Below are 24932 nucleotides of genomic sequence, written 5' to 3' on the forward strand. Positions count from 1 at the left end.
CGGCTACACGCGCTTCGAAACAATGCGAACCGTGCTGTTCCTCATCGCCGGCAAGCTAGATTTCTCCAGCTTCAACCCGCATGCCTCGTGAGCTGCGTTACCCACTGCATTTTCAAAAGAGCCTTTTAACAATTTATAGAGGCGTTTGTTCTTCTTTTCCATCTAATGACGGCCGCATGGCGGAACGAAAATGAACAAGTCATATAAGACGATTTGGAACGAGGCGCTCGGCGCCTGGGTCGCCGCATCGGAGTTGGACAAGTCGTGCGGCAAGGGGAAGGCGGGAGCCGGGGCGGCCCTGTGCGACGGCCGCAGCGATCGTCGTAGCGAGCCCGACGCTCATATTCAGCACCGCTCTCATCTACGCGTTATGGTCGCGCTGCTTTTGACAGGCTTAGGTGGATGGGCTGGGCAAGCACAAGCCCAAGTGAGCTGCTCCGGGCCTCCCTACAATTTCTATAGTGGCTCCACTTCGTGCGTGGGCTACGCGTCTACAGCCTCCGGAGGCGGAGCCACCGCGGTAGGTTATGGCGCCAACGCTACCGGAATCAATCCCACGGCCGTCGGCTTTCAAGCCCTCGCCACTGCTACTAACGCGGTTTACCTGGGTGCGCGCACTGCTGCCGGTACAGGCGCGACCGCCGAGTCGGCGATTGGCATCGGTACGGACGTCCAAGCTAGCGGATCCGGCGCCATTGGCATGGGCGTGGACTCCGTTTCAAGTGGCAATTTTTCGACGGCGGTCGGGGCATTGGCTAAGGCAACGGGAGATAACAGCGTTGCAATGGGGGCAAAGTCCAGCGCTGCCGCATCGGGTGTAGTGGCATTAGGCACCGGAGCCGCCGGTTCGCAAATCAACGGCGTAGCCGTTGGCGCGGGGGCCTCCGCCACCGGCATCAACTCCGTCTACCTGGGTGCGCGCACTGCCGCTGGCACCGGTTCGGCAGGCACATCGTCCATTGCCATCGGCACTGACGTGGCCGCTACCGGCGACTTCAGTACCGCCCTCGGCTTCCAGACGAAGGGCGGCGGATCTGCCGCTATCGCGATGGGTTACATCGCGACGAGCTCCGGGGTGCATGCCATCGCTGTGGGCTTTCAGTCCATCTCCACCGGCCTCAATTCCGTGTATCTGGGCGCACGCAGCATCGCCGGCACGGGCGCAACGGCGGACGGGGCGGTTGCGCTTGGCACCGATGTCACGTCTTCCGGTCTTTCTTCGCTGGCCGCGGGAACGCAAGCTGTCGCGACGGCGCAGAATGCCGTGGCGTTGGGAGCGGGATCCAATGCCAGCGGCACAAACGCAATTTCGCTCGGCTACCTGTCGGTGACGCAGGGGACTGCCTCGATCGCGATGGGCCAAGGAGCGGCCGTGGCCGGCACGGGCAGCACCAATTCGATCGCGATCGGTTCGGTAGCCACGGCATCGGCGGCTAATGCAATGGCGTTTGGACCAGGCACCACGGCGTCGGCAGCAAACGCCAGTGCGTTCGGTCCGCTCAGTTCGGCTACGGCTGTCGACGCCACGGCGTTCGGCAACAGTACAAAGGCACTGGCGGCTTCGACCGTCGCTTTCGGCGACGGCACCACAGTGGCAGCGGCCGCTGGCACCGGCTCCATCGCTGGCGGACACAACTCGCAGGTGACGAGCGGAACGGGCGCCATTGCGCTCGGTGAAGCGCAGACGGCGAGCGGCAATGGCGCGGTCGCCATCGGCGACCCGGGCTCGGCGATAGGCACGGGCGCCGTGCAGATCGGCGCGAACAATACGGCAAACGGCGACGGCGCCGTGGCCATCGGCAACAGCAACAACGCCCAGGGTCAAGGTTCGGTCGCGCTGGGGAATACTTCGAGTGCTTTGGGCGCCGGCGGCATCGCCCTCGGTTCGAGCGCGCTCGCCAGCAATACCAACGGCGTCGCGCTGGGTTCCGGCGCCGTTGCCACCAACGCCAACGATGTAGCACTGGGCGCCGGTTCCACCACGGCCGCCCCGAACCCGACACCGACCGGGACCATCGCCGGCAATTCAGTGACTTTTGCGGGTGGCAACCCCACGAGCGTCGTCAGCGTCGGGACGAGCACGGCGCCGCGGCAGGTCACCAACGTCGCGGCTGGGCAAATCACCAGTTCCAGCCTGGATGCAATCAACGGGTCGCAACTGTTTGCGACGAACCAGGCGATCGGCAACCTATCGACGACGCTAACCGGGTTGTCGTCCTCGTTCACCACGCTCAATAACGAAGCCGTCAAATACGATGTGAGCGGCGGCACGGTCAACTACACGAGTTTGACGCTGGACCCGGGCGGCGCGGCCACGCAGATACATAACGTTGCAGCAGGCACTGCCGCGACGGACGCGGTCAACGTCTCTCAATTGAACTCGGTCGTGGCCGCGAGCGCGACGCATTACTACAGCGTCAACGATGGCGGCACGCAGCAAGGCAATTTCACGAACAACGGTGCGACGGGAACCGATGCGATAGCGGCCGGCCCCAACGCAACGGCATCGGGCGCAAGCGGTGTCGCGCTCGGTTCGGGGGCGAGCGCGAGCAATACGGGTGCGGTTGCGCTGGGCAGCAATGCGCAAGCGACGGCCGCGAATTCCGTGGCGCTCGGTGCCAACTCGACGACGACGGCGAATCTCGGCCTTGCGGCATACAACCCGGGTACGGGCGTATTGGCGGGCACCGCGCCGGTCGGCGAAGTTTCCGTTGGCTCCGCAGGCAATGAGCGGCGCATCACGAACGTCGCAGCAGGCTCGGCCTCGACCGACGCCGTCAACGTCAGCCAGTTGCAATCGGTCGAATCGCAAGTCGCTCAAGCGCAAAGCAATTCGCTGCAGTGGGACCCGACGGCCAATGGCGGAACCGGTGCCTATAGTGCGGATCACGGTGGAAACGGTCCCAACGTGATCACGAACGTTGCGCCCGGCACGCTGAGCCCGACGAGCACCGACGCGGTCAACGGTTCGCAACTCTTTACGACGAATCAGAACGTCACCACGCTCGCGACGACGGTCAACAACATTCAGAATGGCGCGGGCATCAAGTACTTCCACGCCAATTCGACCGCGGCCGACAGCCAGGCCGTGGGCACGGACAGCGTCGCGATCGGACCGCTTGCAGTGGCCAGCGGCTCGGACAGTCTCGCGGCGGCGAACGGCGCGCAGGCGCAGGCCGCCAACGCAATGGCGCTCGGCGCACAGTCGACCGTTTCGGTGGCGGGCGGTGTCGCGATCGGCTCGGGCTCGGTGTCCGATCGGCCGGTGAGCTCGTCACAAGGATCGATCGCGGCCGGTAGTCATGCCATCCCCTTCAACACGCAAGACGCAGTGCTGCTCGGGGCGGTCTCATTCGGTAATGCGGCGGCCGGCAGCCAGACTTACCGGCAGTTGACGAATGTGGCGGACGGCACGGGACAGAACGATGCCGTGACGGTCCGACAGCTCTCCGGCGCGCTGCAGGCGTTCTCGGTCTCGGCGACGAAATATTTCCACGCGAACTCGTCGGCGACCGACTCGCTCGCGATCGGAGCTGACTCGGTCGCCGTCGGGCCGACGACCGTCGTCAATGGCGATAACGGCGTCGGCATGGGCAACGGGGCGATCGTCGGTCAGAACGCGCCTGGCGGCGTGGCGATTGGCGAAGCCTCGACCTCGGGACAGGCCGATGCCATTGCCCTCGGCAGCGGTTCGACGGCGAACGGCGCTCAATCCATCGCACAAGGCGCGCACTCGAATGCCGGCTTCGCGGGCGGCGTGGCCATCGGCTCGGGTGCGACGAGCAGCGCCGTCGATGCCCTCGCGTTGGGCTCCGGCTCGAGCGCATCGTTCGCCAATAGCGTGGCATTGGGTGCCGGTTCCGTGACGACGGTCGGCGCGTTGAGCAATTACATCGCCTACGGGTTGAGCACGCCGCAATCCTCGGTGGGCGAGGTGAACGTCGGCGGCCGCCAGATCACTGGCCTCGCCGCGGGCCGTCTCGGCACCGATGCGGTCAATGTCTCGCAGTTGGAGGCGGTTCAGCAGCAGTTGACCACGCTGATCACCAACAGCGGCAACTTCTCGTCGACGCCGGGCGGTTCCGGCGGCAGCACGACGCCGCCGGCGTCGACCGGGTCGAATTCTTCGGCGGGAGGATCGGGCTCGGTAGCCTCGGGATCGAACAGCACGGCCGTGGGCAATAACTCCTCGGCGACCGGTAACGGCACCACGGCGGTCGGCGTCGGTGCCAGCGCGACGGGCAACGGATCGACCGCGATCGGTTCGGGCAGTAACGATGGCGGGCGTACGAACGTGGTGGCCGTGGGGTCGAGCACGTCGTCGCGACAGATCATCAACGTAGCGGCCGGCACAGCGGCCACCGACGCGGTCAACGTGCAGCAGTTGAACAATGCGATGTCGCAGGCCAACGCCTACACCGACAATCAGATCGCCGGGATTCGCAACAATCTCGACTCCTATCGGCGCGATGCCGACGGTGGGACGGCCACGGCGATGGCGGTCGCGGGTCTGCCGCAACCGACGGGTCCGGGCCGGAGCATGGTCGCAATCGCGGGCAGCGTCTATCGCGGGCAGTCGGGTCAGGCGCTGGGCATTTCGACGATTTCCGAGAACGACCATTGGGTTTACAAGGCGGCCGTGTCGACGAATACGCGTGGCAGCTATGGCGCCGTGGTCGGCGCCGGATATCAATGGTGATGAGTCTGGCTCGATGGGGGGCGAGGGGATGGGTGCGGCGTTGCCCGCGTCCTGGCCCGTCCCCCGTTCGCCGCAACATGAATTCATAGGGACGCCAAGAAATGAATATTCGATCCGTTACGGCAACAGTCGGCGCGCTTTCGTGCCTGATCGGTCTCGCCGCATGCGTGGGCCCGTCGACCGACGCCTCGTTTCCGGAGCACAGTGCGGCCACGTGGCCCGACGGCACGTTTCCCAACGTCGACAACCTGCGCATGGTCGAGCCCGGCATGACGAAGGGGCAGGTCTATCCGTTGATCGGTCCGCCGCATTTTCATGAAAGCGTCTTCCATGTGCGCGTCTGGAACTACCTGTTCCATTTCCGCACTGAAGACAAGACGCTTACATGCGAATATCAGATCGCCTTCGACGATCAGGGGCGAGTGAATCAGACGCGGTGGAACGATCAGCAGTGCGAACGATTCGCACCTGCTAAGATCGCGGACGGTGCCGATCGATCGGACACATCAGGGAAGGTTCAATGAAGGGTGTCGCAGGGGGATACAGGCTGGCCGCGGCATGCGTGCTCGCGGGGGTGTCGATGCTGGCGCACGGTGCGCATGCAGGCACGTCCGCGGACGAACTGCTCGGCGACGCGCAGCGCGTGCTTCAGCAAATCGATGCGGGCCAGTATGCGACGGTCTGGCAGCAGACCGCGCCTTTCGTTCGCGCGAAGTACGCCGCCGATGCATTCGAGCGCGGCCTCTCGCAATCGCGCAACGCGCTGGGCACGGTCGATCACCGCGGATGGGCATCGGTGACCCGCCTGACTTATTCGCATAATCAGGTCGTGCCGGACGGCCTCTACGCGAACGTCGACTATGCGACATGGCTGGCGAATGGTCGTGTCGTCTATGAAAAGGTCAGCTTCCAGCTCGGCAGCGACGGCCGATGGTATTTCACCGGTTACGAGCCGCGGCAGAGTCAGGACGTTGCAGCGCAGGCGCAAGTCGGCCAGAAATGAGCGATTGGCAATTCGGCTCCAGCGCCGCTGAAGGACGCGACGCGACGCCATCGAGGGCAAGCAGCACGATGCCCGAGGCGGTCGATGCAGGTCCGCGGGCGCCGAAGATTCGTCAGCATCTCGAGGCGGGCGAACTGATCGAGGCATCGGAGATGCTTTCCGATTGGTTGAAGCTCGCTCCCGAGGATGCCGACGTTGCCACGTTGCAAGCGCAGCTGCTGCGGCTGTGCGGGCGCTACCAGGAGGCGGGCGAGTGGGTCGATCGCGCGCTAGCGGCAGTGCCCGCCCACAGCGGGGCTTATGTCGAAGCGGCACGTTTGGCGGTGCTCACCGGCGCAACGGATCGTGCGTTCGACTGCTTCGAACAGGCGCACCGCGCGATGCCCGATGCAACGGATTGTTTCGCCGAGTGGACTGCGCTTGCCCATGCGGTACGGCGAAAGGATATCGCTGCAACCGTCGCTGCTCGATGGTGCGAGCTCGCCCCCGAATCCGCGCACGCGTGGTTCTCGCTCGGCCTCGCGCATCACGAGGCCGGGGCGCTCGATGCAGCGCTTGCGGCGTACGAGCATGCCGTCTCGCTCGATCCCGACGTTCCAATGCTGCGCAATAACCTCTCGGCGCTGCATTACACGCGAGGCGAATACGATGCGGCGTTGAAAGTCGGGAGGCAGGCGCTTCGCGCCGAGCCCAATCATCATCTCGCATGGACGAACCTCGCCAATGTCTGGCTGAGGTTGCGCGAGCCGGACAAGGCGTTGATCGCCGCACGGCGCGCCGCAACGCTGGCGCCCGATTTCGCGCTGGCGCAGCTTGCCTTGAGCAATGCGGCCCGCGAGTCGCAGTCATGGGCCGAGGCGTTCGATGCGATCGTGCACGCGGCGAAAACATCGGGCGCGGAGCCGAAGATCCAGTTCTCCGTCGCGATGCTGCAGTTGATGCATGGCGACTTCGCAAACGGCTGGATCAATTTCGAGGCGCGCTGGAGCGGATCGCCCGAGCTTGCGGAGCATGAGGCGTTTTGCCCGGGCCAACGCTGGCGGGGCGAGGCACTCGAGGGCAAGACGCTGCTCGTCTGGGGCGAGCAGGGACATGGCGATGCAATCCAGTTCATTCGCTTCTTGCCGTCTATCGTCAAACACGCGCGCGATGCGGGCGGCAAGGTCATCTGCTGCTGTTTTCGTCCGCTGTACGAGCTTTTCAAGCGGAGCCTGGCAGGCTGCGATGTCGAGGTCTTGCCGAGCGATCTGGAGCGGTTGCCCCACTTCGACTATCAACTTCCGCTCGCGAGCTTGCCCCTCGCGCTCGGCGTCACGCTCGAAATGCTCCCCGCGCCTGCGTCGTACCTGGTACCGGATGCGGCCCGTGTCGAACGTTGGCGTGGCGAAATCGGCGGGAGCACTCGCCTGAAAGCCGGCCTCGTGTGGACGGGCAGCCGCAATCATCAGCGCAATCCGGTGCGCGCGGTATGCCCCGGGCGCTATGCCGAAGCCTTCTCCAGCATCGACGGTATCGATTGGTATAGCTTGCAACCCGGCGCAGCGGAGGACGTCGAGCGCATGGAACGTGCGGGACTGCACGTCGTCGATCGAACGAGCGAATTCGCGAGCTTCGACGATACCGCCGCGCTCGTTGCCAACCTCGATGTCGTCGTGACCGTCTGCACGTCCATCGCGCATCTGGCCGCTGCATTGGGCCGGCCCACGTGGTTGCTGCTCGACGTCAACCCGCATTGGGTATGGATGACGGAGCGTCGAGACAGCCCCTGGTATCCGAGCGTCAGGCTCTATCGTCAGCGCAACTATCGGGATTGGACGGCACCGCTGGCCGCACTGCGGGCCGATCTCGAACAGGCAGCCCGGCAAGCGGCGGTGCAAAGTCCCGCGTGCGTCCTTGACGCTCGCTGAGCGCGCCCTTACACTCGCAGCCAATCTGGTGCTCGCGCGCGCATTCCTGCGTGCGCAGTTAAACGGGAAACAGGAGCGCGTCCGGGCGAACGATGCCGGCCGATCGACCTGTGCTGCCCCCGCAACGGTGAGCGAACGCATCGCGAATGCGATGCAGAGCCGGCTTCGATGCATGCACGCAAGGCCGTGTATGCAGGCAACCACTGCGCAAGAAACAACACCACTCGCGCGGGAAGGTGAAGCGGCGCTTTCGTCAGCCCGGATACCGGCCAGAGGGAAGGCGGATGCCGCGGTGGGCGGCATGCCAGCCGGGACTGCTTCGCTTCGCGCTGTCATTGCGTCATCGCACCTCGTTTTCCTGCTTCGATAAGGTTCGGCTTCGCCGTTGGCCGACACCGGGCATCGGGATGAGCGGTGCGATATCTCGCGGCGTAGGGCGAGGGCGGGGCACGTCCATGTCAATCCGTCTCGATCTCCATAAGGGGACCGCCGTGCTCGAGTCCATCGCGGGGCTTTTCAACGATAGTTCCACTGCGTTGCGCAACAAGGTGGCAGGCATCTATGCCGTGCTGCTCGTCTTCAATTTAGGGGCCTGGGTCTGGGCCTTCGTCGCTTTTCGCGGTCAGCCGGTTTTGCTCGGCACCGCATTGCTTGCCTATACGTTCGGCCTTCGTCATGCCGTGGACGCGGATCATATTGCCGCGATCGACAATGTCACGCGTAAGCTGTTGCAGGAACGGCGAAACTCGCTCGGTGCGGGCTTTTTCTTTTCGCTCGGGCATTCGACGGTGGTCGTGCTCATGTCGATTGCCGTTGCGCTGACCGCGTCGACGTTGACTACGCATTTCTCGCAACTGAGGTCCATCGGCGCTGTCATCAGCACCTGTGTGTCGGCGTTCTTTCTGCTGATACTGGCTGCGGCCAATATGGCGATCCTGCTTTCGATGTGGCGCACGTTTCGCGCGGCGCGTCGCGGCGAGCCCATCGTCGAAGAAGACCTGGACCTGCTGCTCGGCGGGCGAGGCCTGCTTGCGCGCCTGTTCCGACCGCTTTTCAAGCTCGCATCGCGCAGTTGGCACCTCTATCCGATCGGTCTCCTGTTTGGCCTGAGTTTCGACACGGCCACCGAAGTCGCGCTCTTCGGTATTTCGGCCACGCAGGCGTCCGGCGGCATGTCGGTCTGGTCCGTCCTTGCATTGCCGTTGCTTTTCACGGCCGGCATGTCGCTCGTCGATACCACCGACGGCATTCTGATGACGGGCGCGTACCGGTGGGCATTTGTGCGGCCGATTCGCAAGATCTACTACAACATGACGATCACATTCGTCTCGGTGGCGGTCGCGCTCGTGATCGGCAGTGTTGAAGCACTGGCCCTGGCGGCGAACAAGCTCCAGCTCAAAGGCGCCTTCTGGGATTTCATCGGCAGCGCCGCCGACCGTTTCGGTTTGCTCGGCTATTTCGTCATCGGCATTTTTCTGTTCAGTTGGGCCGTGTCGGCGTTGATCTACCGCTTCAAGCGCTATGACGAAATCGACGTGACGCTGTCGGCCTGAGCTTCGGCTCGCGAGGCATTTTCGAACGATATCGAGGTACTCATGCACACTCCCATGCGCAAGATCCCGGTCACCGTCGTGACGGGCTTTCTCGGCAGCGGCAAGACCACGCTGCTGCGCCATATTCTGCAAAACGCGCGTGGTGCGCGCATCGCGGTCATCGTCAACGAGTTCGGCGAACTCGGCATCGATGGCGAAATCCTCAAAGGCTGCGGCATCGGCTGCGAGGAGGAGGGCGCCGCTGGCGCGCTCTATGAGTTGGCCAATGGTTGTCTTTGCTGCACCGTGCAGGAGGAGTTCTTCCCCGTCATGGAAGCGCTCGTCGAGCGCCGCGACAGCATCGATCACGTGCTCATCGAGACGTCGGGCCTGGCTTTGCCGAAGCCGCTCGTTCAAGCCTTCAACTGGCCCGCCATCAAGAACGCTTTCACGGTCGATGCGGTCGTGACCGTCGTCGATGGGCCGGCCGTTGCGAGCGGTCAATTCGCGGCGGACCCATCGGCTATCGAGCGCGAGCGTCGGGCCGATCCCAATCTCGACCACGAATCGCCGTTGCACGAGCTGTTCGAGGACCAACTGTGCGCGGCCGATCTCGTGGTCCTCAACAAGACGGATCTGCTCGACGATGTGGGGATGGTTGCCGTCGAGGCGCTGGTGCGCGAAGAGATTCCGTCGCATGTCAAGGTCGTGCGTGCACAGCGGGGCGAGCTCGATTTGCAGGTGCTGCTCGGCCTTCAGGCCGCGTCCGAGGAGACCATTCATCTACGCGTGGACCACCACGGTTCCGTCGACGATGCCGATCACCATCACGACGAGTTCGACTCGGTCGTGGTCGAGGGCAGCGTGAACTCGCGCGAGCATGCGATGGCCGCGCTGGCGCGGCTCGTCGAGACGCATACGATCTATCGCGTCAAAGGGTTCGCGGCGTTGCCGGGCGCACCGATGCGGCTCGTGATCCAGGGTGTCGGGCGCCGCTTCGACAGTTATTTCGACCGGCGCTGGCAAACCGGCGAGGCTGCCGCGAGCCGTTTCGTGCTGATCGGCGCGGACCTCGATGCAACCGCGCTGCAACGCGCATTCGACGCCGCGCTTGCCGCGCCGTTGCAACCGGCCTGAAGCCTCATGCATTTGCTGCGAACCGTCCCTGGGGGCTTCGTCGACGATACAGCCGGTGTGGTGCGAATCGACCAGCGTCCGGCCGATATCGTCGTCATGAGTTCTGCCGATACGACGCTATCCTTGCTGGCAAGCGTGGTCGAGCGGATCGGCGCCGGCTTTCCGAGCCTGCGGCTCGCCAATATGGCGTATCTGCGCCAGCCGGCGTCGATCGATTTCTATATCGACGATGTGCTGCAGCATGCGCGCGTGATCGTCGTCGATCACCTCGGTGGCGAAGCGTATTGGCCGTACGGCATCGAGCGGCTCGTCGAACTGGCCCGGCGCCGCAAGCAAGTGCTCGTCATGTTCTCGGGCGATTTGCAGGAGGACGAGAACCTCGTTGCAAAAAGTACGGCCGATGCCGCGTTCACGCGGCTGCTCTGGCGTTACCTGCGCGAAGGCGGCCCGGGTAACGCGCAGGCGTTCCTGCGCGCGATCGGCTGGCATGCGTTCGGGTGGGGAGACGAACCGCCGCCGCCCGCCGCATTGCCGGCTGCGTCGCTCTATCACCCTTCGCACGACACGCCGAGCGTTGCCGAATGGCAGACGCGTTGGCGGGCCGGGGCGCCCGTCGTCGCAGTCCTCTTTTATCGGGCGCATTTGCAGGCGGCGAACACGGCGGTTTTCGATGCTTTGATCGAGGCGCTCGAGGCCCGGCAATTGAACCCCTTACCGATTGCGGTGACCTCCTTGAAGGACGAGGTGAGCCGCGATGTGGTCGGGCGGCTTTGCGCGCAACACGATGCCGCGCTCGTGTTGAATACGACGGCGTTTGCAGCCTCCGCCATCGACGATCCCGAACCGATGGCGCTCGCCGGCGATGCGCCCGTCATGCAGGTCATCCTCAGCGGCAGCAATCGCGACGATTGGCTCAAGGACAATCAAGGCTTGCATGCGCGCGATATCGCGATGCATGTCGCACTGCCCGAGGTGGACGGTCGGATCATCACGCGCGCGGTCAGCTTCAAGGGGCTCGCGTATCGCTGTCCGCATACCGAAGTGGATGTCGTGCGCTACCAGCCCGACGCCGGACGCATCGCGTTCGTCGCCGAGCTGAGCCGCCGTTGGTGCCGGTTGCGCGGTATCGACAATGCCGAGAAGAAGCTTGCGCTCGTGATGGCCAACTATCCGACGAGCGAAGGCCGTATCGGCAACGGCGTGGGGCTCGATACGCCGGCTTCGGTGGTCTCGATCTTGTCGATGCTGCGCGACGAGGGTTACGGTCTGGCCGCGTTGCCCGAAGACGGCGATGCGCTCATGCGCACGCTCATGCAGGGGGTGACGAACGAGCCTGCTGTCCGGAGCTTGCGCCCTGCGCTGCAGAGCTTTGCGCTCGAGGACTACCTGGCGTGCCTGGCGGCGTTGCCCGCCGAGGTGCGCGAGGCGTTGAATACGCGGTGGGGGCCGCCCGAGCACGACCCGACGATCCGGCGAGGGCGCTTCATGATCGCGGGATGGCGGTGCGGGAATGTCTTCGTGGGCATTCAGCCCGCGAGAACGCGCGACGCCGGCGATTATGCGAGCTACCACGATGCGGAACTCGTTCCGCCGCATGCGTATCTGGCGTTCTATTTCTGGCTGCGCGAGCGTTTCGGCATCGACGCCATCGTCCATGTCGGCAAGCATGGCAATCTCGAATGGCTGCCGGGCAAGAGCGTGGCGTTGAGCGATACATGCTGGCCCGATCTCGTGCTCGGGCCGATGCCGCATCTTTATCCGTTCATCGTCAACGATCCGGGCGAGGGCGCGCAGGCGAAACGGCGTGCACAGGCCGTGATCGTCGATCACCTGATGCCGCCGCTGACGCGCGCCGAAAGCTACGGGCCGCTGCAGGACCTCGAGCGGCAAGTCGACGAGTACTACGACGCGTTGATGGTCGATGCGCGGCGCGCAAAGCTGCTGCGTCGGACGATTCTCGCGACCATCGTCGAACACCGGTTGCACGAGGAACTCAGTATGGCCGAGCCGCGCGGCCAGGACGACGAAGACGCGCTGCTCACGCGCGTCGACGCATGGCTCTGTGAACTCAAAGAGGCGCAGATTCGCGACGGTCTGCATACGTTCGGATATTCACCGCGAGGGCAGCAACGACGCGATACGCTGTTGGCACTCGGACGCTTTCCCGTGGCCGATGGCCGTGGGGCCAATGCCGGTTTGATCGATGCGCTTGCGCAGGATCTTGGCGTCGCAGGGTCGTTCGATCCGTTGAGCGCGGAATGGTCCACGCCCTGGACCGGGCCGCGGCCGACGCTGCTCGGTCGGGCGAGCGATGCGCCATGGCGACACAATGGCGATACGCGAGAGCGGCTCGAACTGCTGGCCGCCGCGTTGTTGAACGGGACGATCGAGCCGGATGGCAGCCCTGCGGCGCCGGAATTGCTCGTGCAGTTCACATCGCTCGCGGTGCGGGCAGTCTCTTCGGGCGAACTTCCGCTTAGTGCGCGCGTGCTCGAGCGTCTTCGCGACGACGTGCTTCCGCGTCTCGATGCATGCGGCCCATCGGAACTCGAGAACCTCAAGCGCGGGCTCGAAGGCCGGTTCGTGCCGCCCGGGCCGAGCGGTTCACCCTCTCGAGGGCGGCCCGATGTGCTGCCGACAGGCCGCAACTTCTATTCGGTCGATACGCGGGCGATTCCCACGCAGTCGGCGTGGGCGCTCGGGCTGAAATCGGCGCGGCAAATGATCGAGCGTCATTTGCAGGACCATGGCGATTACCCGCGTGCGATCGGTCTTTCCGTATGGGGCACGGCGACGATGCGTACGGGTGGCGACGACATCGCTCAAGCCTTCGCGCTCATCGGCGTGCGTCCGAAATGGGCGCCGGGGAGCCACCGTGTAACCGACTTCGAGATTTTGCCGGCGGGCGTACTCGAGCGTCCGCGCATCGACGTCACGCTGCGCGTGTCGGGCTTTTTTCGCGATGCGTTTCCGAACGTCATGCATCTGTTCGATGCGGCCGTGCAAGCCGTGGCCGAACTCGATGACGAACCCGAGGACGTCAATCCGATACGCGCACGCGTGCTGCGCGAGCGCGACGCATGGATCGCACGCGGCGTCGATGCGGCCGAGGCCCGCGAGCGCGCGGGCTGGCGCGTGTTCGGTGCAAAACCGGGTGCTTACGGAACGGGCCTGCAAAGCATGATCGATACGGCGCAATGGCAAAGCGATGCCGATCTGGCCGATGCCTATCGCGAATGGGGCGGGTACGTTTATACGCAAAAGCGTTCGGGCGACGCGGCGCGCGGTGCGTTCGCGACACGGCTCGCTGCGATCGATGTCGTGCTCCACAATCAGGACAACCGCGAGCACGACCTGCTCGATTCGAACGACTACTATCAGTTCCAAGGGGGCATGGCGGTGGCCGTGCGCCATTTCGCCGGCGCGCAGCCGAGCCTGTATCACGCCGACCACAGCAATCCATCGATGCCGCGCGTGCGGCCGCTCAGCGAAGAGATCGCGCGCGTCATCCGTTCGCGCGTCGTCAATCCGAAATGGGTCGAAGGTATCAAGCGCCACGGCTACAAGGGCGCGGCCGAAATGGCAGCGACCGTGGATTACCTGTTCGGCTACGATGCGACGGCCCGCGCCGTCGCGGATCACCAATACGCGCTCGTTTCCGATGCGTACCTGAACGATGCCGGTACGCGTGCGTTCTTGCAGCAACACAATCCGCACGCGCTTCACGCCATCTGCGAGCGCCTGCTCGAGGCGATCGGGCGCGGCTTGTGGCAAGAACCGGGCGCCCATCGAGCAAGGATCGAGGCCCATCTACTCGCGAGCGAGCAGCACATCGAAGGATTGTCCCAATGAATGCATCCCTCCGTTCTCCGATGCCGAACCCTTACCCTTTTGCCGCGCTGATCGGACAGCAGCCGTTGCAGGAAGCGCTGTTGCTTGCCGCGGTCGATCCCGGCATTGGCGGCGTGCTCGTGAGCGGGCCGCGCGGCACGGCGAAATCGACGGCCGCCCGCGCGCTGGCCGAACTGCTGCCGACGGGCCGATTCGTAACCTTGCCGCTCGGTGCCAGCGAGGAGCGGCTCATCGGCACGCTCGATCTCGACGAAGTATTGCGCGGCGGTTCGGTCCGGTTTTCGCCCGGGCTGCTCGCGCAGGCGCACGAAGGCGTGCTGTATGTCGATGAAGTCAACTTGCTGGCCGATGCGCTCGCGGATGCGCTGCTCGATGCGGCCGCAAGCGGCATGAACGTCGTTGAGCGGGATGGCGTGTCGCACTGCCACGAGGCGCGCTTCGTCCTTGTCGGCACGATGAATCCCGAAGAAGGCGAACTGCGGCCGCAATTGCTCGATCGTTTCGGCCTCATGGTGGCGCTCGATAACTGCTTCGATTCCGATGTGCGGCAGCGAATCGTCAAGGCGAGGCTTGCATTCGATGCGGACCCGGACGCATTTCGCGAGCGCTATCGCGGCGAGCAGGCGGCACTCGCGCGCCGTGTCAGCGAAGCGCGGGCCGCGCTCGCGCGCTTCGAGTTCGACGATGCCATTCATGCGGCCGTCAGCGAACGTTGCGTGGGGGCGGCCGTCGACGGTATGCGCGCCGACCTCGTCATGCTGCGCGCGGCGCGTGCGCTTGCGGCACTCGAACAAGCGGCCGAGGTGACGGTGCAACACGTTGCGCGTGTGGCCGGTTCAGTGCTGAGGCATAGGCAGCGGGAACGTCCGGCGCCTGAGGAGGCGGCGCCGAACGATATGCCGCGTGGACACGGTGCGGCGCAAGGTCCGGACCGATCGAATGGGGCCGATCGACAGGATAAGGATCACCCTCAAGATGCCACCGGCGATTCGGACGATTTCGGCTATCTTCCGCCGGAGACGCCCGGGATGATCGGCGTCAAGGGCGTAGTGCCGTTCGCCGCAAAAAAACGCTGAGCCATCGAAAAGGCGCCACCGCGCATCTGCGCAACGGTTTTCGATGGCTAGAAGGCGCCGGTTTTGCGTCGGGTCGCGCGACGATGCCGCAAGGCGGCACGCGCGTAGCGTGGCCACAGACGCTCGCGCGCAAGCGCCAGATGCCTTTGCGGGCGGCGCACCTTCGCTTCGCAAGGAACGAATCGACGGGTGGCGTGCTGCATTGTTTCGTGCTCGATTGCTCCGCGTCGATGCTGCGCAACGAACAACTCGCGCTGGCCAAAGGAATGCTCGTGGCCTGCTTCGACCGCGCAGCGGCTGCAGGGGCCGAAGTGGCGCTGATCTGCTTCGGCGGTACGCGTGCCGATCTGCGCTTCGGGCCCGCCGTGCCGCGCTGGTGGAACGAGCGATGGCTGGCGCCGGTGGCCGGCGGCGGTGCAACGCCGCTCGCCCACGGCATGGCGACGGCGGCGCGGTTGCTCGACAATCGACGCCGGCGCAAACCGGGGCAGCAGCGCGTGCTCTGGCTGATCACCGATGGTCGGACCGAGGAGCGCGCCGCGAGACCGCCGGCAGCGGACGACCTCGTGCTAGTCGACTGCGAACGCGCGGTACCGGCGCTCGGACGCTGTGTCGAGTTGGCGCGCGAATGGAACGCGGCTTACACGCGGCCCGAAGATCTGATCATGCGAACCTGAGCGCGCGTGCGAGCGCGCGTCAGTCTTCGTACCAGCGAGGCGTATAGATCCATTCGCCTCCATCGCCCCGAGCCACGGCACGCGTCATCGTCGATCCGACGATGACGGTCGTGCGCATATCGACTTGCTCACTGCGTAATTCGCCGAGCGTCGTCGTGACGAGTGCTGCGCCGGGGCGGCCCACGTCGCGTCCCAGCACGACGCGCGTATCGGGGCGGCGACAGTTGCGCACGATCTCCAGGGCTTTGTCGAATTGCCATGGACGAGCCCGAGAGATCGGGTTGTACATTGCGATGACGAGATCGGCTTCGACCGCGTGGCGCAGGCGGTTTTCGATGACTCGCCACGGTTTGAGGTTGTCGGACAGCGAGAGGACGCAGAAGTCGTGACCGAGCGGTGCCCCCGCTTGCGCTGCAGTGGCCATCGCGGCCGAGATGCCCGGCACGACGCGAATCTCGACGGTGGTCCAGCGCGGATCGCCGGCACCGTCCAGCGCCTCCATGACGGCTGCCGCCATCGCAAAGACGCCAGGGTCGCCGGACGAGACGATCGCGACCCGTCGCCCTGCGCTCGCGAGTTCGAACGCATGGCGCGCGCGTTGCAGTTCCTCGCGGTTATCGCTGCCATGTATGCGTTGGTGAGCGCCGAAGGGAGCCGCCATCCGGAGATAGGTCTCGTAGCCCAGAACGTCGGTGGCTTCGGCAAGCGCCGCGCGGGCCGCGGGTGCCATCAGCTCCGCGCAGCCGGGGCCGAGCCCGATCACGTCGAGTCTGCCGCGCGCCTGACCGAGCGACCCGACGTCGATCGGCTCAGCGCCGACGGCGAGCGCGATACCGTTCGTATGCGTCAGCTGCTCGTGTCGACTCTGCAGAGCGTTGTGCAGCAGTTGTAATGCGCGTTCAGTCGAAGCCATTTCGGTGCCGGCGGGATCGTTGTTCGCGCAACGATCCTCTGCCATGCCGGTGCGCCCGAGGCCGGTATCGATGAAACGCAACGGGGCACCCAGTTCACTAGCCGCTTGCTCGAGCGCCGTTTCGCCGATTCTAGCGATAGGTGCGAGCAACGCCGCCAACGACACGGGAGCGAGCCCGTTTGCCCCCATTGCTTCGCGAACGCGCTCGGCGGCTGTTTCAGCCGGGCCGTCGATGGCTGCGACGACGGCATGCGGATGAATGACGAGATCGCTTCCGCCCGATTCGACGATGCGCGGCGTGACGCGAACGGCATGCCGTGCCGACTCGTCCTTGGGCAGATGGGCAGCATCGAGCCATGGCGCGTCGCCGTCGATACGCACGCTTGCGCCAGCGAGCAGATCCGACACGAAGCGCTTGCCTTCGTCGAGGCTGGCCAGTGTGTAGCCGCTCGGCGGGTTCAGCAAACACGTGCCGAAACGCAGTTCGCCGCTCGTGGTGATGGCCGGTGCCACATCGAGCGCCCGAGCGATTTCGCGCGCCAGTACGTTGACGCCTGCCAGGCCGCCAAGCAGCGGCACGACGGCGCTGCCGTCCTCCGCGACGGCCAATACCGGCGGCTCTACGCCCTTGTTGGCGAGCATCGGCGCGATGCAGCGAATGACGATACCCGCGGCGCACAGCGCGACGATTGGTTTACCGGTCGAATAGAGTTCGCGCAGGTGCGACGCGAGTTCGCTATAGGCCACGTCGCCCGTGGCACGACCTTGCAGAGCGTGAATCGTTGCGCTTGGCAACGCGGCTTGCAGACGGCGTGCCGTCGGCAATGCACTGGGTCCGAGCACGACGATTGCGGGCGGCGTCGAAGTCAACCCTGCCATTTTTCCCCCGGTACGACGAGCAGCGAAAAATAAGGCGACGCCATCGGATCGACTTCCGCTAGCGGCACGATGCGCTGATTGACCATCGTTGCGCGTTCGACATACAGGGCGCGCGCGGCGAGCCCGAGTTCTTCGAGCACGCGCCGCACTTTGTCGAAGTTGCGACCCAGCTTCATGATCACGGCCGCATCGGCATCGGCCAAGCGGCGCCGCAGTTCCTCCTCGGATAGCACGCCGGACAGCACGGAAAGACTTTGATTGCGATAGACGAGCGGCGCGCCGAGCACTGCCGCGCCGCCCAGCATCGAGCAGACACCGGGCACGACTTCGACGTCGAAACGCGGCGCGAGGCGATCGTGCAGATACATATACGAGCCGTAAAAGAACGGATCGCCCTCGCAAATGACGGCCACGTCGCGGCCCGCATCGAGATGGCTTGCGACGATGGCGGCGGCCGTGTCGTAGAAATCGGCGATGATCGCTTCGTATGAAAGCGGCGGCGGGAGCGTTTCGGTCGTGACGGGATAGACGAGCGGCTCGCGCCGCTGCGAATCCCGCAGATACCCTTCTACGATCCCGAACGCATTGCCCTTTTTCCCTTTCGCGACGAAGTACGCGACGACCGGCACCGCTTCGATGAGGCGCAGCGCTTTGAGCGTCAGAAGCTCGGGGTCGCCGGGGCCTACCCCAATCCCGTAAAGCCGTCCTCGCTGGGCCATTACTCGATCTCCGAAGCCAGTGCGTTGACCGCTGCCGCTACCATCGCGCTGCCGCCGCGCCGGCCGGCGACAGCGACAAACGGCACGCCGCGGCTGTCGGCCGCGAGCATTGCCTTCGATTCCGCCGCGCCGACGAAGCCCACGGGAAAGCCGAGAATGAGCGCCGGCCGGGGTGCGCCTGCATCGAGCATTTCGAGCAGACGAAAGAGGGCCGTCGGCGCATTGCCGATCGCGACGATGCTGCCGGCGAGATGCGGGCGCCACAAGTCGAGCGCTGCTGCGGAACGCGTATTGCCGGTTTCCCTCGCCAGCGCCGGCACGGCCGGGTCGTCGAGTGTGCAGATGACGGCGTTCGCTGCCGGTAGCCGCGCGAGCGTGATGCCGTTGGCGACCATGCGCGCGTCGCAGAGAATCGGCGCGCCGTGCGCGAGTGCCGCCCGTCCTGCGGCGCCTGCGCCCGCGGAAAACCGCAAGTCGTCGACGATATCGACCATCCCGCATGCGTGGATCACGCGCACAGCGAGTTTTTCGAGGTCGGCCGGGATGCGCGAAAGATCGGCTTCCGCCCGTATCGTCGCGAACGATTCGCGGTAAATGGCTTGGCCGTCGCGAAGGTAGTCAAGCATGGGGATCGGATCTCCGTGCTGCCGTGCCAAGCGCAACGGCAGCTTCTGCGATGGTGAGATGGGTGGCGATGCGGCGTCCGAATCGCCGCGCGGCAAGCGCGTCGTCGCTCGATGAGGCGATGGGTGCGCTGCGTGCTGGTTCGTTCTCGCCGTCGAAATCGAGAGGCACCGAACGCCGGTACAGATCGTAGCGGCCCGGTTCGACCGCTAGCAGCGTATAGGGCGCGCAATGGGCCGCGGCGCACGACCGGACGCAGCCGCTCAAATGCACTTCGACGTCGTCCGGCAGCAGCGCGGCCAGCGCGAGGGCATCGGCTTTCGTATCGGCGTGGCTCTTGGAACAACCGGCCGATCCGGCACAAGCGATTGTGCGTGCGAGCGGATGTGCGGCGTCGCGCAGCAAACCGAGGGCATCGAGGCCGGCTTCGACCGTGCTTACGGCTGCCGAGGCGATGTCGGGCAGCAGCACGCTTTGCCATGGCGTCATGCGCAACGTGCCGTCGCCGCAGTCTTGCGCGAGCCGCGCGAGTGCGCGCAGCGTCGCCGGATCGATGCGTCCGAGCGCGGGTTGCGCGCCGACATGCCAGAACCCGCGCGTGCGTTGCTCACGTGCTCCGAATCGCAAGCTCGGATCGGCCGGCGTCCGCCGCCATGCGCTCACTGCCGCGTGGCTGTCGCCGCGGAGTGGGTCTCTGATGCTGGCGGGTAAGCGGTTCAAAAAGGCGTCGATGCCGCAGCGTGCCAGCGTCTCACGCAGACGCGTCTCGTTCGGCTCGGCCAAGTCGAGGAATGTGTCGATCAGTCCGCGTACGAGCGCCGGGACATCGACATCTCTTACGGCGCCTGCGGCGCAGCGCTGTTCGGTCGAGGGGCGGCCTGCAAGGCCGAAGGCGAACCAGGGTTGGGCGTCTTCAGCGGGCATCGCACAGAGCCAGATATCGTGCGAGTGATCGAGCACGGCCAGCCGTTCGCCGCCGTCGAGCAACAGAGCAAACTTGGGAGAAAGCGCCGCGAAGCGCGGCTCCTGCTGCAACATGCGAAGGATTTCACGCGCCAGCGGTCTCGTATCGTACGACGCGTACGCGTCACGGCCGGCGCCTGGATTCGTCATCAGATTGCGGACATCGTCGGCGGCTGCGAGCCGCTGGCCAAGTGCAACGTCGCGATCGATGTCGCCGTCTTTCCCCGCCTCGCCGAGTTGCGGGCCGAGGCGCGCCCGCAGCAATCGCTCGATGAGCGCGGAGGCTTCGCCCGAACGCACGCCGCGCAGTTGCAGGTTCGCTCGGTTCGTGAGCTCGATGATGCCCGACGTGTGCGTTTCGGCGGCATCCGCAAGAGCAAATGCCTGATCGGCGCGCAGTTCGCCGCAAGGCAGCTTGACGCGACAAAGCCCCCCGTCGCGCGCGGCGACGATGCGGGACAGGGCAGGACAGGCGGAAAGCCTTGGAGGCGTGGACGAAGCGTGACTCAAGGGCAGGGCAGCGTTAGCGTCGCGCGGCCATCGGGGGCGTCGTAAGGGCGCGCAGACGGCACCGGGGCGCCGGCGAAGCGGTATTATGCCCCTTTTCGCGACGACTACGAAGCCGCAGCAGCGTGGGGGCGCGAACAGGATCGATCGGGCAGCGATGAAAAGGGAAGAGGCGGTGCCGTGGCTGACTGTCGTCGGCATCGGCGAAGACGGATGGGCAGGGCTCGGCCGCGCCGCGCGGCGAGCGCTGCTCGATGCAGACATCGTGATCGGTGGCGAGCGCCACCTTGCCATGCTGCCCAGGCGGATCGCGGCGCACCGCGAGGCGTGGCCGCGGCCGTTCGACGTTGCGCCGTTGCTCGCGTTTCGCGGGAAGGCCGTATGCGTGCTGGCGAGCGGCGATCCGATGCTGTTCGGCGTGGGCGGCACTTTGTCGAAGCTGCTCGGTAGCAGCGAATGGCGCGTGCTGCCGGCTCCGTCTTCGCCCGCACTCGCAGCTGCACGGCTGAACTGGCCGTTGCAGGAGGTCGAGGTCGTTTCGCTCGTCGGCAGGCCGCTCGCGGCGCTCAATGCGCATCTTCGCGATGGCGCGCGCATCGTCGTATTGAGCCGGGATGGCGAATCGCCTGCGGCGCTCGCCGCTTTGCTCGCCGAGCGGGGCTTTGGCGCTACCTGCATGATCGTGTTCGAGCGCTTGGGCGGCCCTCACGAAACACGCTTGGAATTGCGGGCCGATGAGTGGCAACCGCGCGAGGTCGCCGCGCTGAACCTCGTTGCACTCGAATGCCGCCCAGCACCCAACGGACGGTCGCTGCCGTTGACGATCGGTTTGCCTGACGAGGCGTTTGCCAACGATGGGCAATTGACCAAGCGCGACATACGTGCCATGACGCTCGCGCGCCTCGCACCCGCGCGCGGCGAATTGCTGTGGGACGTGGGTGCCGGTTGCGGCTCGATCGGCATCGAATGGATGCGCTCGCATCCGTCTTGCCGCGCGATCGCGATCGAAAGCCACCCGCAGCGACAGCGCTTCATCGTTCGCAACTGCGAGGCACTTGGCGTGCCGTCACTGCAACTGATAGAGGGCAGCGCGCCGCAGGCGTTGACGGGACTGCCGGCACCCGACGCCGTCTTCATCGGCGGCGGCGTGACAGTGCCGGGCGTGCTGGAGGCGTGCTGGGCAAGTTTGAAGCGTGGCGGCCGGCTCGTTGCGAACGCTGTGACGCTTGAAGGCGAGGCTGCGCTCGTGGCATGGCGCGCGCGCCATGGCGGCACGCTCACTCGCATTGCGCTCAGCGAGGCGAGGCCGCTTGGCGAGTTCGACACCTGGCGTTCCGCGTTGCCGATCACATTGCTCGACGTGACGAAGCCGCTTGCCGATGCACCAGCTGACGCCGGTCATGGCATCGACGAGCGCAACGGCGAAGAGCGCGACAGCAAGAGCCAAGGCGATACGGACAGCAGGGACGGCGGCGATGCGTGACGAAACGCCCGAAGCGCCGCGGGCGCTGCGAAGCGGCTATACGACAGGCAGTTGCGCTACGGCGACTTCGCTTGCCGCTGCGCGGCTTTTGCTTGGCGGCCGCATCAGCGACGTAGCGGAAATCGTTCTTCCCAAAGGGCGGCGCGTGCCGATGCCGCTCGTCTTTTGCCGCTTCGTGAACGGGCTCGACGCAAGCGACGGCGCCGAGGCCGGCACGATCAAAGATGCGGGCGACGATCCCGACGTGACGCACGGAGCCGTCGTATTCGCGCGTGTGCAACTGAGCGAAGCACCGGGTGTGCGCTTTTACGCCGGCCCGGGCGTAGGCACTGTCACGCGGGCCGGTTTGCCCGTGCCGGTCGGCGAGCCGGCGATCAATCCCGTGCCGCGAGCAATGATGACCGCACATCTCGTCGAGCTCGCCGCCGAATATGGCTACCGCGGCGGATTCGACGTGACGATCGGTGTGGAAGGGGGCGAGGCGCTCGCGTTGAAGACGATGAACCCACGGCTCGGCATCGTCGGCGGGCTCTCGATTCTCGGTACCACAGGCATCGTCCGGCCGTTTTCGTGCTCCGCTTATATCGCATCGATCCATCAAGGTATCGACGTCGCGCGTGCGAACGGATATGTGCACGTTGCCGCTTGTACGGGTAATGCAAGCGAAGACGCCATGCGCAAGCGCTATGGGTTGCCTGACGTGGCATTGATCGAAATGGGCGATTTCGCTGGTGCCGTGCTCAAGTATCTGCGCCGCGCGCCCGTCGAGAGGCTCAGCCTGTGCGGTGGGTTCGGCAAGCTCAGCAAGCTCGCGGCAGGCCACCTCGATCTTCACAGCCGGCATTCGAGCATCGATCTCGCGCAGCTCGCCCAATGGGCTGCCGATTCGGGCGCCGATGCGGTGCTGCAAGCGCAGATACGCGCGGCCAATACGAGTCAGCAGGCGTTGGCGCTCTGCCATGCCAAGGGCGTGCCGCTCGGAGACATCGTCTGCCGCCATGCGTGCGAAGTCGCGCGCGGCATCGTGCCGCCTGAAGTTGCCGTCGAGACCTTCGCGATCGATCGCCAAGGGTGCATCGTCGGGGAGGCGCGATGAGCCTGCGCGTCCTGTTGCTCGGGGGAACCGGCGATGCTTTGCGCGTCGCGCGCGGCTTGCCTGCCGGGCACGTCTACAGTTTGGCCGGACTCGGAAAAGTGCCCGGCGATTTGCAATGCGAAGTGCGCATTGGCGGTTTCGGCGGCTGCGTGGGGCTTGCGCGCTACTTGAGCGAAGCGGGCATCGGCTTGCTCGTCGATGCGACGCATCCTTACGCCGCGCAAATCAGCGCCAATGCGGCGGCGGCAAGCCGCGCTGCGCAGGTGCCGTATTGGGCGTTGCGGCGTGCGCCATGGCAGCCTCGCGCGGGCGACGATTGGCGCATCGTCGGCGATTGGGCACAGCTCGTTGCGGAACTGGTGCTGTTCGCCCGGCCGCTCTTCACGCTGGGGCGTGAACCGCTCGCACATCTCGACGAGATTCCGGAACATCAGTATTGGACGATACGATGTCTCGATGCGCATGCGGGCAATGCCCGCGCATGCGTCGTCGATGCGCGAGGTCCGTTCACCCTCGACGGCGAGCGGGCATTCTTCGCCGCGATCGGCGCGGATGTAGTGGTGAGCAAGAATAGTGGTGGCAGGGCGACCGAGGCCAAGCTCGAGGTTGCGCGCGAGCTTGGGCTGCCCGTTGTCATGCTCGAGCGCCCCGGATTGCCCGATGCCGATCGAGTTTTCGACGATCCTGCTGCCTTGCTCGATGCCCTGCTTGCGCTTATCTGAATGAATGTGGCCGCGCGCCTGACGTATCGAATGCATATCCATGAATGACGGAGTGGTGTAAATGACGGTGTTTTTTATCGGTGCCGGCCCCGGCGATCCCGAACTGATCACGGTCAGGGGGCAGCGCCTCGTGCGCAGCTGTCCCGTCGTGCTGTATGCCGGTTCGCTCGTGCCCGCCGCGGTGTTGGAGGGCAATACCGCGGAGCGGGTCGTGAACACGGCCGAGCTCGATCTCGACGCCATCGTCGCGCTGTTGGAGGAAGCCCACCGCAAAGGGCAGGACGTGGCGCGCGTGCATTCTGGCGATCCGTCGCTCTACGGTGCGATCGGCGAACAGATCCGGCGCATCCGGTTGCTTGGCATTCCTTATGAAATCGTGCCGGGCGTGACCGCCACGGCAGCCTGTGCCGCTGCGCTCGGGTGCGAGTTGACGTTGCCGAATATCTCGCAGACGCTGATTCTGACGCGCTATGCGACGAAGACGGCCATGCCCGAGGGCGAACGCCTGGGTGACCTGGCGCGCCACCGCGCGACGATGGCGATTCACCTCGGCGTGCGTCATCTGGCGCGCATCGTCGAGGAACTGCTGCCGCACTACGGCGCCGATTGCCCGATTGCGGTCGTTTATCGTGCGAGCTGGCCCGACGAGGAGCGCGTGATAGGTACGTTGGCCGATATCGTCGAACGGGTACGACAAACCGATATCGAACGTACGGCCTTGATCCTAGTGGGGGAGGTGCTGAACGCGGAAGGCTTCGCCGACTCTTCGCTTTATGCGAAAGGGTAGGCGCTGAGTGAAAGGCGTCCGGTATATACGTAGCCGCGCCTCGAAGTTTGCCCCGGTAAAATCGACCGATTACATTTTCATTATGTCGATTTATTTACCGATTTAAACGGCTGCGCGGATATAAAGCGAATCGCAACTTGTGGGATTCGCATAATCTCGGTCCGATTTGCCGCTGCATCGTATTGCCAGACGATATCTGTCCTCTCTAGAATGCGTGTCTTCCAAAAGAGCCTCTTTTGAATTCCGAGTGGGTGATGTTAGCGGGTCAAGGGCGGGCGTAAGCCCGGCGCAGCGAACCCTTGAGGCGCTCTGAATCGACAAGCTGAGGTATGGCTGGTTGCGGCAGAATGCGGCAA

At 65.2% G+C, this 24932-nt stretch carries 17 protein-coding genes and 1 riboswitch; of the genes, 13 read left to right on the forward strand and 4 right to left on the reverse strand.

Annotation, left to right across the window (positions count from 1 at the left end):
• Positions 1 to 190 precede the first annotated feature (190 nt).
• The 9 genes from GWC77_RS23870 to GWC77_RS23910 all read left to right on the forward strand — a co-directional run bounded on the left by GWC77_RS23870 (position 191) and on the right by GWC77_RS23910 (position 15883).
• Complete coding sequence (locus GWC77_RS23870) at positions 191 to 4699, forward strand: YadA-like family protein (RefSeq protein WP_173260957.1); 4509 nt, start codon at positions 191 to 193, stop codon at positions 4697 to 4699.
• A 101-nt stretch (positions 4700 to 4800) separates the two neighbouring features.
• A complete protein-coding gene (locus GWC77_RS23875) occupies positions 4801 to 5223 on the forward strand; it encodes an outer membrane protein assembly factor BamE (protein ID WP_173260959.1) in 423 nt (140 codons plus the stop codon).
• Positions 5220 to 5702 (forward strand): DUF4019 domain-containing protein, encoded by a 483-nt coding sequence (locus GWC77_RS23880; protein ID WP_173260961.1) that lies wholly within the window; start codon positions 5220 to 5222, stop codon positions 5700 to 5702. Before GWC77_RS23875 ends, GWC77_RS23880 begins: the two co-directional genes overlap by 4 nt.
• Entirely contained in the window at positions 5699 to 7609 is a 1911-nt protein-coding gene (locus GWC77_RS23885; protein ID WP_254367129.1) for a tetratricopeptide repeat protein, read from the forward strand. The genes GWC77_RS23880 and GWC77_RS23885 overlap by 4 nt, the downstream gene beginning before the upstream one ends.
• Before the next feature lie 9 nt (positions 7610 to 7618).
• Positions 7619 to 7898: riboswitch (cobalamin riboswitch) on the forward strand.
• A gap of 202 nt (positions 7899 to 8100) precedes the next feature.
• Complete coding sequence (locus GWC77_RS23890) at positions 8101 to 9162, forward strand: HoxN/HupN/NixA family nickel/cobalt transporter (protein ID WP_173260988.1); 1062 nt, start codon at positions 8101 to 8103, stop codon at positions 9160 to 9162.
• A gap of 54 nt (positions 9163 to 9216) precedes the next feature.
• The gene (gene cobW, locus GWC77_RS23895) at positions 9217 to 10278 is read left to right on the forward strand and encodes a cobalamin biosynthesis protein CobW (protein WP_302181383.1); all 1062 of its coding nucleotides are present in this window, start codon (positions 9217 to 9219) and stop codon (positions 10276 to 10278) included.
• 6 nt (positions 10279 to 10284) lie between these two features.
• Entirely contained in the window at positions 10285 to 14130 is a 3846-nt protein-coding gene (cobN, locus tag GWC77_RS23900) for a cobaltochelatase subunit CobN (protein WP_173260965.1), read from the forward strand.
• Positions 14127 to 15206 (forward strand): ATP-binding protein, encoded by a 1080-nt coding sequence (locus tag GWC77_RS23905; RefSeq protein ID WP_173260967.1) that lies wholly within the window; start codon positions 14127 to 14129, stop codon positions 15204 to 15206. Before cobN ends, GWC77_RS23905 begins: the two co-directional genes overlap by 4 nt.
• 83 nt (positions 15207 to 15289) lie before the next feature.
• A complete protein-coding gene (locus tag GWC77_RS23910; protein WP_173260970.1) occupies positions 15290 to 15883 on the forward strand; it encodes a VWA domain-containing protein in 594 nt (197 codons plus the stop codon).
• Between the two features lie 19 nt (positions 15884 to 15902).
• On the opposite strand, the gene cobJ is transcribed toward GWC77_RS23910, so the two are convergent.
• From cobJ to cobG, 4 genes are read right to left on the reverse strand one after another with little or no spacing between them, the layout of a single operon-like run.
• Positions 15903 to 17675 (reverse strand): precorrin-3B C(17)-methyltransferase, encoded by a 1773-nt coding sequence (gene cobJ, locus GWC77_RS23915; RefSeq protein WP_173260972.1) that lies wholly within the window; start codon positions 17673 to 17675, stop codon positions 15903 to 15905.
• Complete coding sequence (locus GWC77_RS23920; RefSeq protein WP_173260974.1) at positions 17663 to 18394, reverse strand: precorrin-2 C(20)-methyltransferase; 732 nt, start codon at positions 18392 to 18394, stop codon at positions 17663 to 17665. Before GWC77_RS23920 ends, cobJ begins: the two co-directional genes overlap by 13 nt.
• Positions 18394 to 19020, reverse strand: coding sequence for a precorrin-8X methylmutase (locus GWC77_RS23925; protein ID WP_173260976.1), 627 nt, complete (start codon positions 19018 to 19020; stop codon positions 18394 to 18396). The genes GWC77_RS23920 and GWC77_RS23925 overlap by 1 nt, the downstream gene beginning before the upstream one ends.
• The gene (gene cobG / locus GWC77_RS23930; protein WP_254367130.1) at positions 19013 to 20491 is read right to left on the reverse strand and encodes a precorrin-3B synthase; all 1479 of its coding nucleotides are present in this window, start codon (positions 20489 to 20491) and stop codon (positions 19013 to 19015) included. Before cobG ends, GWC77_RS23925 begins: the two co-directional genes overlap by 8 nt.
• 172 nt (positions 20492 to 20663) lie before the next feature.
• Here cobG and cbiE point away from each other — a divergent pair, with 172 nt between their 5' ends.
• The 4 genes from cbiE to cobM all read left to right on the forward strand — a co-directional run bounded on the left by cbiE (position 20664) and on the right by cobM (position 24576).
• On the forward strand, positions 20664 to 21971 hold the full coding sequence (cbiE, locus tag GWC77_RS23935) for a precorrin-6y C5,15-methyltransferase (decarboxylating) subunit CbiE (RefSeq protein WP_173260990.1): 1308 nt from the start codon (positions 20664 to 20666) through the stop codon (positions 21969 to 21971).
• Complete coding sequence (locus GWC77_RS23940; protein ID WP_173260980.1) at positions 21964 to 23067, forward strand: cobalt-precorrin-5B (C(1))-methyltransferase; 1104 nt, start codon at positions 21964 to 21966, stop codon at positions 23065 to 23067. Before cbiE ends, GWC77_RS23940 begins: the two co-directional genes overlap by 8 nt.
• Positions 23064 to 23789 carry a cobalt-precorrin-6A reductase gene (locus GWC77_RS23945; protein WP_173260982.1) on the forward strand — a complete coding sequence of 242 codons (726 nt, stop codon included), beginning with the start codon at positions 23064 to 23066 and terminating at the stop codon, positions 23787 to 23789. The genes GWC77_RS23940 and GWC77_RS23945 overlap by 4 nt, the downstream gene beginning before the upstream one ends.
• Before the next feature lie 61 nt (positions 23790 to 23850).
• Positions 23851 to 24576: a precorrin-4 C(11)-methyltransferase gene (cobM, locus tag GWC77_RS23950; protein WP_173260984.1), complete on the forward strand. Its 726-nt coding sequence runs from the start codon at positions 23851 to 23853 to the stop codon at positions 24574 to 24576.
• Positions 24577 to 24932: the final 356 nt, after the last annotated feature.

It is taken from the genome of Paraburkholderia sp. NMBU_R16 (assembly GCF_013282575.1).
Classification (GTDB): Bacteria; Pseudomonadota; Gammaproteobacteria; order Burkholderiales; family Burkholderiaceae; genus Trinickia.